17 protein-coding genes and 1 riboswitch are annotated in these 16,878 nt (G+C 39.9%); of the genes, 7 read left to right on the forward strand and 10 right to left on the reverse strand.

Features of this window, described 5'->3' with window-relative positions:
- Nucleotides 1-106: 106 nt before the first annotated feature.
- Together WBW42_RS04185 and WBW42_RS04190 are read left to right on the forward strand one after the other, a co-directional pair.
- Nucleotides 107-919: an MBL fold metallo-hydrolase gene (locus WBW42_RS04185; RefSeq protein WP_005804695.1), complete on the forward strand. Its 813-nt coding sequence runs from the start codon at nt 107-109 to the stop codon at nt 917-919.
- A complete protein-coding gene (locus WBW42_RS04190) occupies nt 916-1,494 on the forward strand; it encodes a dual specificity protein phosphatase family protein (protein WP_032056699.1) in 579 nt (192 codons plus the stop codon). Before WBW42_RS04185 ends, WBW42_RS04190 begins: the two co-directional genes overlap by 4 nt.
- Nucleotides 1,495-1,523: 29 nt before the next feature.
- Here WBW42_RS04190 and WBW42_RS04195 read toward each other — a convergent pair whose 3' ends face one another.
- From WBW42_RS04195 to WBW42_RS04215, 5 genes are all read right to left on the reverse strand, one after another.
- Complete coding sequence (locus tag WBW42_RS04195; RefSeq protein WP_032056700.1) at nt 1,524-2,543, reverse strand: SPOR domain-containing protein; 1,020 nt, start codon at nt 2,541-2,543, stop codon at nt 1,524-1,526.
- Nucleotides 2,534-3,820: a bifunctional tetrahydrofolate synthase/dihydrofolate synthase gene (folC, locus tag WBW42_RS04200; RefSeq protein WP_032056701.1), complete on the reverse strand. Its 1,287-nt coding sequence runs from the start codon at nt 3,818-3,820 to the stop codon at nt 2,534-2,536. The genes WBW42_RS04195 and folC overlap by 10 nt, the downstream gene beginning before the upstream one ends.
- Nucleotides 3,817-4,713, reverse strand: coding sequence for an acetyl-CoA carboxylase, carboxyltransferase subunit beta (gene accD, locus WBW42_RS04205; RefSeq protein ID WP_002116475.1), 897 nt, complete (start codon nt 4,711-4,713; stop codon nt 3,817-3,819). Before accD ends, folC begins: the two co-directional genes overlap by 4 nt.
- The gene (gene trpA, locus WBW42_RS04210; RefSeq protein ID WP_002116163.1) at nt 4,710-5,513 is read right to left on the reverse strand and encodes a tryptophan synthase subunit alpha; all 804 of its coding nucleotides are present in this window, start codon (nt 5,511-5,513) and stop codon (nt 4,710-4,712) included. The genes accD and trpA overlap by 4 nt, the downstream gene beginning before the upstream one ends.
- Nucleotides 5,514-5,759: 246 nt before the next feature.
- Entirely contained in the window at nt 5,760-6,809 is a 1,050-nt protein-coding gene (locus WBW42_RS04215; RefSeq protein WP_005804700.1) for an AraC family transcriptional regulator, read from the reverse strand.
- A 121-nt stretch (nt 6,810-6,930) separates the two neighbouring features.
- Here WBW42_RS04215 and WBW42_RS04220 point away from each other — a divergent pair, with 121 nt between their 5' ends.
- The gene (locus tag WBW42_RS04220) at nt 6,931-7,806 is read left to right on the forward strand and encodes a metal-dependent hydrolase (protein WP_032056702.1); all 876 of its coding nucleotides are present in this window, start codon (nt 6,931-6,933) and stop codon (nt 7,804-7,806) included.
- Between the two features lie 8 nt (nt 7,807-7,814).
- Here WBW42_RS04220 and WBW42_RS04225 read toward each other — a convergent pair whose 3' ends face one another.
- From WBW42_RS04225 to WBW42_RS04240, 4 genes are read right to left on the reverse strand one after another with little or no spacing between them, the layout of a single operon-like run.
- The gene (locus WBW42_RS04225; protein WP_498478395.1) at nt 7,815-8,810 is read right to left on the reverse strand and encodes a DUF2804 domain-containing protein; all 996 of its coding nucleotides are present in this window, start codon (nt 8,808-8,810) and stop codon (nt 7,815-7,817) included.
- 37 nt (nt 8,811-8,847) lie between these two features.
- Nucleotides 8,848-9,360: a DUF1543 domain-containing protein gene (locus WBW42_RS04230; protein ID WP_032056704.1), complete on the reverse strand. Its 513-nt coding sequence runs from the start codon at nt 9,358-9,360 to the stop codon at nt 8,848-8,850.
- A 9-nt stretch (nt 9,361-9,369) separates the two neighbouring features.
- Nucleotides 9,370-10,599: a tryptophan synthase subunit beta gene (gene trpB / locus WBW42_RS04235; protein WP_002116129.1), complete on the reverse strand. Its 1,230-nt coding sequence runs from the start codon at nt 10,597-10,599 to the stop codon at nt 9,370-9,372.
- Complete coding sequence (locus WBW42_RS04240; RefSeq protein WP_032056705.1) at nt 10,574-11,242, reverse strand: phosphoribosylanthranilate isomerase; 669 nt, start codon at nt 11,240-11,242, stop codon at nt 10,574-10,576. The genes trpB and WBW42_RS04240 overlap by 26 nt, the downstream gene beginning before the upstream one ends.
- A gap of 126 nt (nt 11,243-11,368) precedes the next feature.
- A riboswitch (cobalamin riboswitch) is annotated at nt 11,369-11,575 on the forward strand.
- Nucleotides 11,576-11,599: 24 nt separating this feature from the next.
- Here WBW42_RS04240 and WBW42_RS04245 point away from each other — a divergent pair.
- The 3 genes from WBW42_RS04245 to WBW42_RS04255 all read left to right on the forward strand — a co-directional run bounded on the left by WBW42_RS04245 (nt 11,600) and on the right by WBW42_RS04255 (nt 14,912).
- The gene (locus WBW42_RS04245) at nt 11,600-13,450 is read left to right on the forward strand and encodes a TonB-dependent receptor plug domain-containing protein (RefSeq protein WP_080776812.1); all 1,851 of its coding nucleotides are present in this window, start codon (nt 11,600-11,602) and stop codon (nt 13,448-13,450) included.
- A 95-nt stretch (nt 13,451-13,545) separates the two neighbouring features.
- The gene (locus WBW42_RS04250; RefSeq protein ID WP_032056707.1) at nt 13,546-14,124 is read left to right on the forward strand and encodes a cob(I)yrinic acid a,c-diamide adenosyltransferase; all 579 of its coding nucleotides are present in this window, start codon (nt 13,546-13,548) and stop codon (nt 14,122-14,124) included.
- Between the two features lie 74 nt (nt 14,125-14,198).
- The gene (locus WBW42_RS04255) at nt 14,199-14,912 is read left to right on the forward strand and encodes a glycerophosphodiester phosphodiesterase (protein ID WP_032056708.1); all 714 of its coding nucleotides are present in this window, start codon (nt 14,199-14,201) and stop codon (nt 14,910-14,912) included.
- 28 nt (nt 14,913-14,940) lie between these two features.
- Here WBW42_RS04255 and WBW42_RS04260 read toward each other — a convergent pair whose 3' ends face one another.
- Nucleotides 14,941-15,474, reverse strand: coding sequence for an META domain-containing protein (locus tag WBW42_RS04260; RefSeq protein WP_032056709.1), 534 nt, complete (start codon nt 15,472-15,474; stop codon nt 14,941-14,943).
- Nucleotides 15,475-15,682: 208 nt separating this feature from the next.
- Between WBW42_RS04260 and WBW42_RS04265 the strand changes: the two genes are divergently transcribed.
- Complete coding sequence (locus WBW42_RS04265; protein WP_017385625.1) at nt 15,683-16,855, forward strand: acyl-CoA desaturase; 1,173 nt, start codon at nt 15,683-15,685, stop codon at nt 16,853-16,855.
- The last annotated feature ends 23 nt before the right edge of the window (nt 16,856-16,878 follow it).

The raw sequence follows: 16,878 nt of genomic DNA on the forward strand, positions 1-16,878 counted from the left end.
AAAGTCATCCGTAGTGATGGCTTTTTTATTTATGTATTGAATACTCATGGTTTTTATTGTTTAGATCAGTTATAACTCGAAACGATTTGGTAAAAAAATAAAAATCATGATCTATAAAATTCATCATTTAAAGTGTGGCAGTATGTGCCCAGTTTGTGCCCCCTTATTTGGACAAAAAGGCTTCCGAGCTGAGGTAATCTGTCATTGTCTTTTAGTTGAAACTGATCGAGGCTTAGTGCTTATCGATACTGGCTTTGGCTTGCAAGATTACTTACATATGAAGCAGCGCCTAGGCTCATTAGTTAAACGCTTAGGCAATATTGAGCATAATATTGAATTTAGTGCGATCCAACAAATCCAAAAGCTCGGGTTTAGTCCCAAAGATGTACAGCATATTTTTGTCACTCATCTTGATTTCGACCATGCTGGTGGTATCTCAGATTTTCCTCATGCCACAGTTCATGTTTTAGCAGCAGAATACAACGCTGCCCAACTTCCAAATTTTAAAGGCAAACTTCGCTATAGAACCAATCAATATAAAGATCATCGGTATTGGAACTTCGTTGAATATCAAAAAGGTGAAGCATGGTTCAACCTCGAAAAAGTTAAAGGTTTTCCGCTGTTTCAAGATGAAATTTTAATGATACCGCTGTTAGGACATACAGCTGGACATTGCGGGATTGCCATAAAGCAACAAAATCAATGGGTATTATTTTGTGGAGATGCCTACTACTCACACCTAGAGTTAAACCCTAAAAATAAATTAAGATCACTTGGTCTGGTGGAAAAAACATTTGCAGAAGATAATGAAAAGCGTCTTTTTAACCTCAAGCGTTTACAGCATTTAGCTCAACATGAACCCAAGATTGAAATAATTTGTGCTCACGACCCTGATGAGCTGAAACGGTATCAAAAATGAAAAAATTATCGCTCCTTACACTTGTCATCTGTATAAGTTTACAAGGGTGTATGCAGCACGAAAGTATCGCCCATGAGCATCGACCACAAGATTGGGGAAGCTTAGTTTCTCAGACTCATAACTTTTATCAAATTAGTAATGATGTTTATCGCAGTGAACAACCTGATACAGCAATGATTTCTGAATTAAAGGATCATCAAATTGGAACGATCATTAATTTAAGAGCCAAAGACGCAGATAGTTTAGTTTTTAAAAATGAAAATTTTAATCTTGTACATATTCCTATCAACACTTGGGCAATTGACCGACAAGATCTCTTAGAAGTCATGCAACAAATCAAAATTGCCAAGCAGAATGATCAGCGCGTTTTATTGCACTGCTACCATGGTTCAGATCGTACAGGGGCCAGCGTTGCCATGTATCGCATTATTTTTGAAAATTGGGCAATTAATGATGCGGTTAAGGAAATGAAACAAGGGGGTTACGGTTATCATATTATTTGGAAGAACATTGACCGATTATTTACACCTGAAAATGTAAGATGGATTCAACAGCAACTGTCGAATCCATCTTAGTGACATCTTGAGTGGAATTTTTAATTTGGTTAACGTTGGTCTAACGGTACCCAGTCAATCACCCACGCTGATTTCATGTTTAAACTTGAATCAGAAGTAATTTTCTTACGCGCAGCATCTGCTGTATCACGGTCTTTTGCAGGTCCAACCATAATACGAATACCCTTACTGGTTGGGCTTGTAGTGACCTTATAGCCTTTAGCTCGTAATTTAGAAACAACTGCATCTGCATTGGCTTGGTTAGCAGCCAAAGCGACTTGAACCATCCACTTTTTATCGCCATTTTCAAGCAGCTCACGCGCTTTTTCAGCTTCAGCTTTTTTCTCAGCTTCTGCTTGGCGTTTCGCTTCTGCAGCTTTCTTGTCTGCTTCTGCTTGGCGTTTCGCTTCTGCAGCCTTTTTATCAGCTTCTGCCTGTCGTTTAGCTTCAGCTGCTTTCTTGTCTGCTTCCGCTTGACGTTTTGCTTCAGTTGCTTTTTTGTCTGCTTCTGCCTGTCGTTTAGCATCAGCCGCTTTCTTGTCTGCTTCTGCTTGGCGTTTTGCTTCAGCAGCTTTTTTGTCTGCATCTATTTTTGAAGTATCAGTTGTTTTATTCACCGTATTGGTTTGCTGGTTTTTAGCTTTCGCCTCACCCACTAACTCCGGTGGAATATTATCTGAACTTTCTTGAGCCGCTGTACGGCGCGCATTAATAGCAGCGTACTCTGCTGCAGCTTTACGAGCAGCATCAGCTTCAGCTTGCTGCTGCATTGCTAAGAACTCAGCTGCACGTGCTTCTTGTTCAGCAACGGCCTTTTCACGCGCACGACGCTGTTCTTCTAGCAAACGTTTTTCAGTTTCAACATCAACCGCAAGCGGTTGTAGTTGTACCATTTGCCCTTCAGTTGTCTGTTTTGGTTTAGTTTGAGTTTTTGGCGATGTGGATGCGGATGGTTGAGCTTCAACCTGTTTTATTTCCTCATTTCCTTTTAGAAGCAATGCTGCCAATAAAACACCACCTCCTAGTAAAACAACGCCACCCATCCAGCGTTGTTTGTTATTCATTGACATTCTTCCAAATACTCCCAAATCGCTTCTAAAGTATGAAACGAACCACAGGCCAAAATCAGCTGATTGTTATTTGTTTGCTCAAGCGCTGATTTAAAAGCCTCTTTGATATTGCCATATTGTTGTACTGTCTGGCCTTGCAAGGCATCATTGAGTTGCTGAATCGGTGCAGCACGCGGCACATTCAATTCAGCAATTTTCCAATGTAAAACAGTAGGTTTCAATAAATCGACTACTGATTTTATATCTTTATCTGCCAGCATTGAAAATACTGCGACAACTTCTGTGTACTGTTTATTGTATTCTAAGAAATTTCGCAATTGCTTTAACAAAAATTCAACACCATGTGGATTGTGCCCAGCATCAAAAATGACCGTCTTCCCATCCACTTGACGCTGTTCAAAACGTCCAGCTAAGCGAGCAGATTGGATACCTTTTTCTAATGCTGACTGAGAAATCTCAAGTCCACTATTTAAAATGGCCGCAACCGCTCCTGCAATATTTTCAATCGCTAATGTACCTAAAGGAAGTTTTAAAGTGGTTCCTTCCGAAGCAAAGTACCAGTTTTGTCCATCTTCTGCGAGCTTATAAAAATAATCACGATTAACGGTATATAAGTCTGCTTGTGAACTTTGTGCTTTATCTTGAATTGCTTGCGGCAATGGTTGCTCACCCGCGAAGATAACCGGAATATATGGACGAATAATGCCTGCTTTTTCAAAAGCAATTTTTTCGACGGTATCGCCTAGCCAATCTGTGTGATCTAGGCCAATATTAGTAATTACTGCAATGTCGGGATCAATCACATTGACAACATCTAAGCGTCCGCCCAGACCAACTTCAAGCACCCATACATCACATTGTTGTTGTTTAAAAATAACAAAAGCAGCCAAAGTGGTTGCTTCAAAAAAAGATAAGCTTAAATCACAATCGCGACGAGCCTGATCGACTTGAACAAAAGCATCAATCAGAATTTGATCATCGACTTCTACCCCACCTAATTTAACTCGCTCATTAAAGCGATAGATATGCGGTGACTGATATAACCCAACTTTATAACCTTGTGCGTTTAATATCGCAGCCAGTGTGGTTGTGGTTGAGCCTTTACCATTCGTTCCGGCTACTGTAAAAACTTTAGCATGAGGCTGAGTTACACCCAGCTTTTCTGCAACAGGAATTACACGTTCCAGACCAAGATCTATCCCTGTAACGTGAACATGGCTCCAATAATTGAGCCATGTATCTAAAGAGTCTATTGAAAGTGGAGCTTGTTGGTTCAAGGTAAGTTCATCAATTTCGATACAAGTCGAGATACAGTATCACGTAAAGCATGACGATGAACAATCTGATCGATTACACCATGATCAAGCAAATATTCAGCACGTTGGAACGGTTCTTCAAGAGTTTCACGTACAGTCTGCTCAATTACACGCTTACCAGCAAAGCCAATCATCGCTTTAGGTTCAGCAATATGAATATCACCCAACATTGCTAAAGAAGCTGTTACACCACCATACACAGGATGTGTTAACACAACGATATATGGTAAGCCAGCATCTTTTAATTTTTGAATCGCGGCAGAAGTACGCGCCATTTGCATAAGCGACAACATACCTTCTTGCATACGCGCGCCGCCAGAAGCTGCGAAACAGATTAATGGCTGACGTTTTTCAATTGCAAGCTCGGCGGCCTTTACAAAACGGTCACCGACAACTGTACCCATTGAGCCGCCCATAAAGTCGAACTCAAAAGCACATGCAATCATATCTACGCCATTTAAGTTACCTTGCATGGCAATTAACGCTTCCGTTTCACCAGTTTTGCTTTGCGCTTCACGCATACGATCTGGATACGGTTTAGAGTCAACAAACTTTAATGGATCTTTTGCAGTAAATTCTTGACCCAATTCAGTTACAACATTATCAAAGAACCAGTTCAAGCGGTCACGAGCTTTCATTCGTAAGTGTTCATCACATTGCGGACAAACATATGCATTGAAAGAAATTGCTGTACGTGTCACTAGTGCATGACATTCAGGACATTCAATCGTTGGCTCAGTAAATGTTGCTTTGAGAATTTGTTGCTCATCTGCGACTTCAATACCTGGAACCGGACGTTTTGTCCATGGTGTCGAAGGGCTAAGAACTTTCCCTGGTTTCACTTCTTGATTCATACTAACTCATCGAGCGCTGCTCGAAGCTCCTTGACTTTACTCACCGTCTGTTCAACAGCGTCATCCGCTGCCAACGTTGCAAAATTTTTAACGAAAGCACTACCTACAATCACGGCATCAGCAACGTTACCCATTGCTTTTGCTGAGGCGGCATCACTAATACCAAAACCAACACCCACTGGAATATTAGTGGCATTTTTGATTTTTTGAATACGCGCAGCAGCTTCTGCCGTATCAAGTGTTGCTGCTCCAGTTACACCCTTAAGTGAAACGTAGTAAATAAAACCACTTGCCTGATTTGTCACATGTTGAATGCGTTGATCTGTAGAGGTTGGCGCAAGTAAGAAAATTTGGTCCATATCATGTTGTTTCAACACAGCACCAAACTCTTTTGACTCTTCTGGTGGTAAATCCACAAGTAATAAGCCATCTACACCACATTGTTTCGCATGAGAAACAAACTTCTCGTAACCAATCACTTCAACCGGATTCAGATAACCCATTAAAACAACAGGTGTTTCCTGATCCTGCTCACGGAACTCTTTTACCATGTTGAGTGCATCCAACGTGTTAGTCCCTGCTGCAAGCGCACGTTCAGCTGCAAGCGCAATTACCGGACCATCAGCCATTGGATCTGAAAATGGTAAGCCAAGCTCAATGACATCTACTCCTGCCGCAACCATTTTATGCAGTAACGGAACCGTTACTTGTGGCTGTGGATCACCCGCCATAACATAAGATACAAGCGCTTTACGTTGTTGGGACTTAAGCTTTTCAAAACGGGTGGCAAGACGTGACATAGGGTTGTGCTTTCCTTGAATTATTTAAAATTGAGGAGTTGTTTGTAGAAATACAAGAACATCGCATTTTAACGCTATTTTTTGTCCATTGAACAGGTCTAACGTTATGGCGATATTCGATTGTATGATTCATACAACCCATGGTGTACATTTATCAATATTTTGAAACTTTTCTCAATGATCAAAGCTTCCTATTTTCGAGCCATTATTAGATCGTCGACTGACCAAAAATTAACCACATAAAGCTTATTTCTCAATATTTTTATTGGCGAGTTGTAACTCCCTTTTGCGCGTAAGTAAAGTTTGTCCTGTCAAATTTTTATGAGCCCGTGCAAGTGCCGACTGATCCGAATATCCCAACTGTTCAGCAATTGTGGTGAGGCTTTCATTCTGGTGAAGTAATATTTCACAGCGTTTCATGCGTTCAGTATCTAAAATTAATTTAAATGAAGTATTTAATGACTGTAATTGACGCTGCAAGCTTCGTACTGAAATATTCAACTCGATGGCAATATCCTCTATTTTCGGGGCTTGTTGCTTGTGTTTGAAATATTCATGAACAATCCAATGTATTTGCTGAGCTAAATCTGTATGTATTTTCCGCTGAGCCAATGCCTCTTCTGCTTGTTTCACTAAAAGTTGCATTAAGCTAGGGTCTGCATGTCGAGGGCGAACATTCAATCCCTCACTTGCAAAAGTTAATGCATAGTAAGGTTGCTCAAATGATAATTTACATTGAAAGAAACGCTGATAGTGAACTAATGGACCACGTGAACGGTGCACGAACTCAACATGTTGCAAGAGAAAATCATGAAAAGGAGCAATTTGTTTAGCAAGCTGCACCATAGCAGCTAAAGTCAGCTCACAAAGTATGATATTACTGGCATCAACTAACGGCCAATACAAACGAATGTTAGAAGCATCTTGCTCAACTTGCATAGGTACGACTTGCTCACCGTCAATCACGAGACGATGAAATTTCATGACATATTCAAGAACCTCTGCAAAGCTGCCACTTCGAGAAGCCATGTATCCCAGTACACCAAAATTGGCAGGTGTAATACAAGTTGCCATTTCTAGGGCTAAATTAGAAACTTGTAGACGAGACTCTGTCAGCTCTAAAAGTTCAAGAAAAAAGTTTAAAGAAGATTGAGCATCAATAGATGAAGCTAAAATATTTTGAACTTGACGGGCCTGAACATCTGTAAGGTTTAATGCCTGCCAATCGATTCCTTTTTCTTTTAGATAAGTATTCCACAGATAAAAATAACCATTTGAAATCGTAAAATCCTGCATGGCTCATCCTTTTTTTAATGCCATCTTGTCGCAAACTGTATAAAAATTGGCAATAACTGTCAAAACAAAGCCGACTATTGGCGACATACTAATGAACATGTTAGATGCGAGAAATAAAAATATGAACGCACATGTTTCTTATCAGGTTGAGCCAGTAGTTCGTAAAGATCTGGATTTTCATTTAAACGAAGCACCTCGCTTTTGGTTTAATAATGATCCTTTTTTGACTCGTATGTTTGATGCGCTCAGCTTAACCTTTCCAGATGGAGAGCGTTATTTTATTGAATGTGTCCGCATGTTCCGAGACAAAATTGATGATCCCGAACTACAAAAACGGGTTGCGGACTTTATTAAACAAGAAGCTCAACACGGTATTGCTCATGACAAAATGAATCAGCTCATGAAAGAGCAAGGCATGCCTGTTGACCAGTTCACAGCTACACTAAAAAGAATTTTTCGTTTTGAACTCACCAAACGTTCACCGCAATACAATATTGCAATGACGGCAGCAGCTGAACATTTAACAGCGTTAATGGCGGAAACTTTTTATAGCAATAAAAAAACTTTGGAAAATGCTCACCCCTATGTTCGAGCGCTATTCGCGTGGCATGCCATTGAAGAGATGGAGCACCGCGATGTTGCTTTTGATGTCATGAAACAAGTAGGTGAAGTTCCTGAGTCGACTCGTCGTTTTGTATTAGTTCTTACGACAGTACTGATGTTTGGCTTTACACTTTACCGCACGAATATCATGTTGAAATGTGATGGCTTTAGTTCCAGAGAAAGACTATTAATGAGCCTTAAAGGCTTACCATGGTTCTTTGGCAAAAATGGCACATTAACCGCTATGAAAAGCCAATATTTAGATTGGTTTAAAAAAGATTTCCATCCAAGTCAGCATCCGGTCATTCGTCAATATCCTGTTTGGATTGAAACACTTGAAAAGACCAATGATCCTATTGCAGCTGGTGAAGCATTTTGGCAAGCAGGTTTATAACCTGCTTGTTACCATTTTGCATAATGTTGTTCTAGTAAACCGTATTGCTCATTGCAATTGATTATATCGGTTGCCTCATGCTCAATTGTTCCGCTAATTTTAGCTTGCCACTGGTTAAACTGACTACCAATCATTCTTAAATTAATATTTTCGTATCGGCACCAACCAATATGCACTTGGAGATTAAGTTTTTGATCTAGAGAGCTAATTTGCCAAAGTTCATCATTTACTTTTTCAAATAAAACATCAGTCAGTGGAAATAAAACTCCGTTAATCCATAAGCAATTTTCATTACCAAAGCTTTCATTCACACCAGAAGCTAAATTTAAACCGATACGTCGCCCTTGCTCATCCCAAAAATTACATGAAAGCCAGAACCAAGCTGTTTCACGTCGCAAAAAACCGCAGGTATCATCTAAGGATGCAAATGTCTTTTCATCAAATTGTACGACTTGGTTTTGCTTATTAATAAACATTCCCTCTACAGCCAATGTGGTCTGCTTTTGGGTATAAGTCCAACCATTGATGCCAGTTGGTGTACACAAACTTAATATATCGGTTCCAGCACAAAAAATACGAGCGCTGAGTTGAATCTCACCATATTTGGTCACTCGGATATATCGCACACCATTGGCATGCTGGATATCAAACTGATAAGGAGATTTAGAAAAATAACTTTGATTAAATAAGGGCTGTTCATCAAGGTAGGTTTTATGCCCCAAAGGCTGAATGGCATTCCACTCAATAACCTGCCCTGTTTCATGGTCATAAATATAGAAAAAGCCATGCCCGACCCAGCCGATATCTGCAATAGCCAGACCAATACTATAGTGTTTATGTTGAATGCCGCAGAATTTAAATTTTTTATATTTTAATTGCTTACGCCAGCCTTTAAGGACCTTACCGTAAGGGGTTTTATAAATATAATGTTGTACGTGAATGGTTGACGGTACAGATTCAAAACGCCCGTAGCGAGGCTGTCCATTTTCTTGAATTAAATCCATTTACCCACTTCCATATGAATATTAGATTTCAAATGACCTATACCACGGTCAAATACGTATTTTCCCAAATTGTTTCAGCAAAACCGCCTTTTATTAAATGAATATAGCGCCCTGCTACACAATCTATCGCTAAGCAGTCATCAATATCAATAACTCGATCTGTATGTGCTTTTTGCCACTGCCGATCTATAAATTGTTTACCTAATTGTTTGGCAACTACCGCATTGGGCGCAACCACAAACTCATAACGGTGAAGTTCACCGAATTCACTTGCATTATATCCACCTAGATTAATTAAATATAATTTTAAATCATCTGGTTGTGGAGCAGCGTCTGTAAAGTGAATTTGATAATTTTGTCCTTGAGAGCTAACGCCAGAGAGCTTGGCCCAAGCATCAATATGCAATCCTTGAGCCTCACCAAACCAAGCCTGTTTAAGTTGAGGATAAACTTCTTCCAAAGTATCTCCTACAGCCATGACAACATCATGAACTTCGGTATTAGCGCGTGCATGACGCCCGCCTAACATTACCATAAACAAACTTGGCATTTTTTCCTCTTACATTTCAACCATTTCTACGCCATCAATGCGTGCAACTGTCATTAAATCTTTGTCACCACGACCTGAAACAGTCGCAATAATAATCTGATCTTTAGACATCGTCGGTGCAAGCTTAGACACATAGGCCATCGCATGAGAGCTTTCAAGTGCAGGAATAATCCCTTCGATTTTGGTTAAATCACGAAAACCTTGCAAAGCTTCTGTATCATTAATCGGCACGTATTCTACGCGCTTCATATCTTTCAAGAAGCTATGTTCAGGACCGACACCCGGATAATCAAGGCCCGCCGAGATACTATGTGTCTCAATAATCTGGCCTTGTTCATCACTCATCAAGTAAGTACGGTTACCGTGCAATACACCCACATGACCCGCATTTAATGGCGCAGAGTGTTTACCAGTTTCAATACCAAAACCAGCTGCTTCAACACCATACATTTTCACGTTGGCATCGTTTAAGAATGGATAGAACAAGCCCATTGCATTTGAACCACCACCTACACAGGCAACTAATGCATCTGGTAAGCGACCTGCTTGTTCCAAAATCTGTTTACGTGCTTCACGACCAATAATCGACTGGAAGTCACGAACGAGTTGAGGATATGGATGCGGACCTGCAACTGTACCAATCACATAGTACGTCGTATCAACGTTGGTTACCCAGTCACGCATCGCTTCGTTCATGGCGTCTTTCAGCGTTTTAGAGCCGCTTTGTACAGGAACAACTGTAGCACCCAACAAACGCATACGATAAACGTTCATCGCTTGACGCTTAACGTCTTCAGCACCCATATAAACAACACATTCAAGACCTAAACGTGCTGCAATTGTTGCTGTTGCTACACCATGCTGCCCAGCACCAGTTTCGGCAATAATACGTTTTTTACCAGAAAGCTTTGCCAATAACGCCTGACCAATCGTATTGTTTACCTTGTGTGAGCCTGTATGGTTCAAGTCTTCACGTTTAAGGTAAATTTGCGCACCACCTAACTCTTTTGACCATCGCTCAGCATAATAAAGTGGACTAGGACGACCTACATAGTAGGCGAGGTCACGGTCGAATTCTGCCAAAAACTGTTCATCATTTTTCATGCGGGAATAGAGATTTTCTAAATCTTCTAATGCCGCCATTAAAGTTTCTGACACAAAACGTCCGCCATGGATACCGAAATGCCCTGCAGCATCTGGGTACTGTGTATAGTCAATCACATTGTTTTGCTGATCCACGTTGGACTCCTTGCATAAATCGTTCAATGAGTTGTTGGTCTTTTATACCTTTTGCGGACTCTACGCCTCCGCTCACATCTACTGCAAAAGCACCGGTAGTATGAATAGCGTCAATGACATTGTCAGGGGTTAAACCACCTGCCAAGATTAAGGGAATATCAAGTTTTGGGAATTTAGACCAGTCAAACTGATGTCCTGTGCCCCCTTTGAGCTCAGGATGCCACGCATCGAGCAATACAGCACTGGCACCAGCTGCCTGATATTTTTGAATTTCAGCAACTACATCCAGATCAGGTTTAACCTGAATCGCTTTATACCAGCGACGTTTACAATGGCGAGCAATTTCCTGACATTGTTCTGGAGTTTCATCGCCATGTAGTTGTAATACATCTAGGGGAACACAATCAAGTACATCCTGAATTTCAGCAGCACTCGTATTTACAAACAAACCTACCATTTGTACATAAGGTGGAATTACTTTTGCTAATTCTTGGGCCTGTTCAACCGTTACATGTCTTGGACTTGGCGGGAAAAAAACAAAACCAATCGCATCTGCTCCAGCAGCAACAACTGCCTGAACATCTTGAATGCGAGTAATTCCACAGATTTTTGCTCGTGTACGTTTTTGGTTTGATGGGCTCATGATCTGCCTAAACTACAACCATTTCTTAAAATAAGCGCCATTGTAATGCAATTTTTGTCCCTTGCGTAAAAGTTCTCAGGGAATTGCTCCAAATGACATTGTATGAAGTAAATCGCCACTTTATACTGCGTAAAATTGGAAGCAAGTGTAAGCAATTCATGCTTTAGGGAAGCTGGTGAAAGTCCGGCACTGCCCCCGCAACGGTAACAATGTAAAGCATATTTTTTAAGTCGTTCTCGACTTACACCACTGCAGTGATGTGGGAAGGTGAATATGTCCATAAATTAAATATGGCGCTGAAGTCCGGAGACCTACTTGTTTCATCTATCTACCCGATCATTCACGTGGGGTGAATGTATGGAGCATGTTATGTCTAAGTCTTTTCAACCTACTCGTCTGGTAGGGGCTATCGCTATTGCGATGGGGTTTTCACCTGTTATTTTTGCTGAAGATACAACGAATGTAACTCAGCTTGATCCAATTGTAGTGACTGCTTCAAAAAGTGCTGAAAAAGCTAGTGAGGTTCCGGCGCGTATTTCAGTAATTGATGAAAAAACAATTGAACAGAATCCATTACTAAACGTTTCAGATATTATTCAACGCGATCCTTCTGTTTATATAAAACAAAGCGGTGGTCTAGGTCAGATTTCTGAAATTTCACTTCGCGGCACTAAATCAGTTCATACATTAGTTCTTAAAGATGGCGCTCGTTTAAATAGTCAAAATGAGCTTGGTCCATTATATCCGGCATTTTTAGATACAACAGATGTTCAACAAATCGAAATTTTAAAAGGGCCGGCATCTGTTCAATATGGTAGTGATGCGATTGGTGGTGTCGTCCAGTTAATTTCTAAAAAACCAGAGAAAACAGGAGCTGAGCTAACTGGTATTTATGGTGAAAATAATACTTATAAGACTATTGTTAATGCCAATCTCGTGACTGACCAAGGGTTCTATGCACAAGTAGGTGGGCAACGCTTAGAAAGTGATGGAACACGTATTTTTGAAAGCCAGCCAGAAAATGAAAAAGCCGGTTATGATCAAAAAGGCTATCACGCTAAAATAGGTTTCTTCCAAGAAAACTTAATAGATGCTTCTGCTTCAATTAGTGAAAATAAAGGCACTAACGTTTTTAGTAATGACTACATAACCAATACAGCACAACGTCAGTTCGAAAATCGAGTTATTAACACTAAAGTTGCTTATAATATTTTACCTGATCTCATCATTAATGCACACTATGCAAATGTTCAGGATAAACAAAATGTTCCTGCTTATGGCTCATATTACAATACTGAAAATAATGAGAGTGATTTAAACCTGAAATGGAAATTCACTCCAAACCAAAATATTTTAGTTGGTGCTACCTATAACGATGCAAATTATAAAAGTAATACCATTCTTAACTCAGATAAAAGTGTAAATAGCACAGGGTATTATTTACAGCATCAACTCAAAAATGATCTTTTTGACACCCAAATCGGTGTTCGTTTAGAAGACAACCAACGCTTTGGTACTCATACTGTTGGACAAGGTGCTATACGCTATCATTTCTTACCTAATGCTAGTGTATATGCAAATATCGGCAGTGCTTTCAGAGCTCCGACCTTAAATGAACTATATTCTCAATGGGGAGGCAATGAGAACTTAGCCCCAGAAGAAAGTACTTCTTATGAAATGGGTATGAACTACGATCTTACATCAAATGTGAGTACTAATTTTTCTGTTTATCATACAAAAATTAAAGATCTTATCGCCTACAATGCTGGTACTAATACAAATATAGCTAAAGCAAACTTTACAGGTGGTGAAGCTGGAATTAAGTGGCGTCAGGATGATCTTTTCTTGTCCACTGAATATGCTTACGTAAAAACAGAAAATGAAAAAGATAATACAGAAATTGCCTACCGTCCTCGCCAGACTCTCACTATAAGCACAGGTTTAGAAAATGCAGTATATGGAATTAGTGCTTCATTAATTGCTCGAGCGAAATCTTATGCAGACTCAGCCAATTCTATGCGAGTGCCTGGTTACGCGACTGTGGACTTAAATGCTTACTGGAATATTATTCCTAACGTGAAAGTATTTACCAATATTCAAAACGTAGGTGATGTTCAGTATCGTGAAGTATTAAATACTTATCCTTCAAATGACTGGTATGTTAATACAGGCCGTCAAGCTTCTGTTGGGGTCACTTTCCGTTATTAATTTCTCACGCCAACTATAAAAATATTTTCTTAACTCCAGTTTCGGGGTAATGTTCTGACCGACATTATCCCTTTTTTATGTTCAGGATATCCATCATGGGACACCGTTTAAGCAAAATCTATACACGCACAGGCGACTCAGGTACAACAGGTTTAGGCGATGGTTCTCGTGTTGCCAAGGATGATTTACGAATTACAGCACTTGGTGATGTTGATGAACTCAACGCCATTATTGGGGTACTTCGTGCTCAAATCACAGATAGCCAAGTAAATGATAAGGCTGATTGGGATAAAAGCTTAAGTCTGATTCAACATTGGCTTTTTGATTTAGGTGGAGAGGTTTGTATTCCAAATTACAATCTACTCCAGCCGGTTTGTATTGAATTTCTTGAAAAAGAAATTGACCGTATGAATGAAGACTTACCGATGCTTAAAGAGTTTATCCTACCGTCTGGTTCTTTATCTTGTAGTTATGCTCATCAAGCCCGTGCCGTTTGCCGCCGTGCAGAACGATCGCTCATGTCAGTACAGACTCGTGATCAAAATATTCAAGCTACAGCACTCCAACTTTTAAACCGTCTATCTGACTGGTTATTTGTCGCATCACGCGCTTTACAGCGTGCTGAAGGTGGCCAAGAAGTACTTTGGCAAAAAAATATTAATGAGATTATTTAAAAATAGATTAGATTAAACATGGTCTCTGCTCTTTTTAAAGAGACCATAGTCAAAATATTTCATAGAAGAAAATTATGCGCATTATTGGTCATCGTGGTGCACGCCGAGAAGCTCCTGAAAATACACTTGGTGGGTTTCAGCACATAAAAAATTTAGGTATTCGTGGTGTCGAATTCGATATTCGTCAGCTTCAAGACCAAGAGTTAGTTGTTATTCATGATGACAATTTTTTGCGTACAGCTGGAGTCGATCAAATTGTAGAGCAATCGACTTTGGCTCAAGCGTTGTCATTCGATCATCGGCAAGGCTGGCCCAATTGGCCAACTTCTGAACCAACACCGACCCTTACAGGTGTTTTAAACTTACTTGATAATTTCGATCATATTGAAGTTGAAGTTAAAGCTGTAAGAGATATGGCATTGGCCGAAAAGCTCGTTCAAAAACTCGAGACGGAATTACATGGTTTTGAGAAAGTCGTCACCATCACAAGTTTTGATCTTCAAATTTTAACAGCCTTACGCGATATCAACTCTCAATTTAAACGTGGATTGTTAGTTGAACTTCCTATTGGGGCAACAGCAATTGAACTCGCGCATCAATATGGGTGCGGTCATATTGGTTGGCACGATCAGCTGGCGACAGATGAAATGATCCAACTATCACATCAAGCTGGTTTGAACATTAGTGTGTGGACAGTCAATGATGTAGAAAGAGCAAAAAGACTGCGTGATTTAGAGATTCAGGGCTTAATTACAGATATTCCAACCACGATGTTAGAAGCCCTATAAATATAAAAAAGGTGGTAAAAACCACCTTTTATTTCTTTTGTGCCTGAATGAGGCGCTGACCACTCTGGTCAAGTAGATATAGCGTATTACCTACGAGTTGGAAGCGTTGAATACGTTGCAAAGCATCTACCAGCTCTGCTTCTTGAGCCAAAGCACCATCACAGCTTGAATGGCCTGCATTTACTTGCATATCAAGTTTTTGCTGACTGAAATTAAATGTATAACGGCCAAAAACAGCATTACAGCCAGTATGTCCCGATACTGTTTTGACTGCTGAGTTCAGTGAAAGAGTGGGCCATTGGTTAAAGAATTTTGCCTTATGACCACTGATCTGAGTGATCTGCCAATCAATATCTTGAATGCCATCTGGACTCACTCTCTTTTTTACAACAGGTGCTTGAGTCTGGTGTACTGTTCTTTTTGTTTGAACTTTTTTCGTAGTTTGTTCGGGTGCACTTTGACATGCGGCTAATACAAGACTGACTGTGACTAAGACACACTTCAATGATAATTTTCTTGAAATATCAATGCTGTTCTTTTTTTTCAATCGTTGTACGTTCATTAAACAACTTCTCCTGCTTGAAAAACTCTTTGACATAGTTTAATTCTGTTACGGTTCTTTCAATACATCTGTACAATAATGCTAGTGATTCTCACTAAGCACGTGCTAATATGAAGGATAGAATAGCAATATATCTTGATGATTGGTTTTGCTATGTCGTTTTGTCTTTGTACCTTGTTTCACAAGGATTCTAGGAGCGCTGCCGGATATGACTTCCGCCCCACTCAAAGCCCCAATTAACTGGACCGCTAGCATTACCTTAATTGGTTTACCAATTCTTGCCGCAATCATAATCCCGATTTATGCGTATTTTTATGATTTTAGTGTAAGCGCATGGGTAAGCTTATTTTTTCTTTTAGCTCTAAGTAGTATGGGGATTACTGCTGGTTACCATCGCCTTTGGGCTCACCGAGCTTATGAAGCGTCGTTACCGCTTAAAATTCTTTTAATGATCGGTGGAACATTTGCCGTACAAAATAGTATTTTGTTCTGGGCATCTGGTCACCGTACTCACCATCGACATGTTGATGATGTTGATGAAGATCCGTATTCAATTGAGCGTGGTTTTTGGTATGCCCATATGGGTTGGATGATCCGCGATCATTCACCATCTGAGCCAGACTTTAAAAATGCACCAGACCTACTCAATGATAAATTGGTCATGTTCCAGCATAAATATTACGCGCTACTTGTAGTTGCAGTTCATGTTGGTATTTTAGGTTTAATCGGTTGGGCAACTGGCGACCTATGGGGTGTAGTCCTTCTAGGTGGTCTCTTACGTTTAATCATTAGCCATCAAGTTACATTCTTTATTAACTCGCTTTGCCATATGTTTGGTAAACGTCCTTATACAGACGAAAACTCAGCACGTGATAATTTCTGGTTAGCTATTGCCACTTGGGGCGAGGGTTACCACAACTATCACCATATCTTCCAATACGACTATCGTAATGGTGTGAAATGGTGGCAATATGACCCAACAAAATGGTTGATCTGGTCATGTTCTAAAATTGGTTTAGCTAAAAATTTACGTCGTATTCCAAGCTTTAATATTAAAAAAGCAGAACTGGCGATGAAATTTAAATACGCTGAACAAGACCTCGCTATTTATGGTCATGATGTAAATGCAGACATTACTCAAATGAAGCAACGTATTGCACAAGAGTACGAAGCATTTACACATACATTAAATGATTGGGCAAAACTTAAAGAACAAGAGTTACAAGCTAAAAAAGCAGCAATGGCTGAAAAGATTCATAGAATGGATCATAAGCTTAAAGTTGATTTCCAATTGCTTGAACACCGTTTAAGTCATCACCGCGAATGCTTAGAAACACTTATGCGTAGTGTTAAAAAGAATACCAATGTGGTGTCAGACTAAAATAAATTCTGATCTAAAATAGC

The sequence above is a fragment of the Acinetobacter sp. LT1 genome (assembly GCF_059800965.1).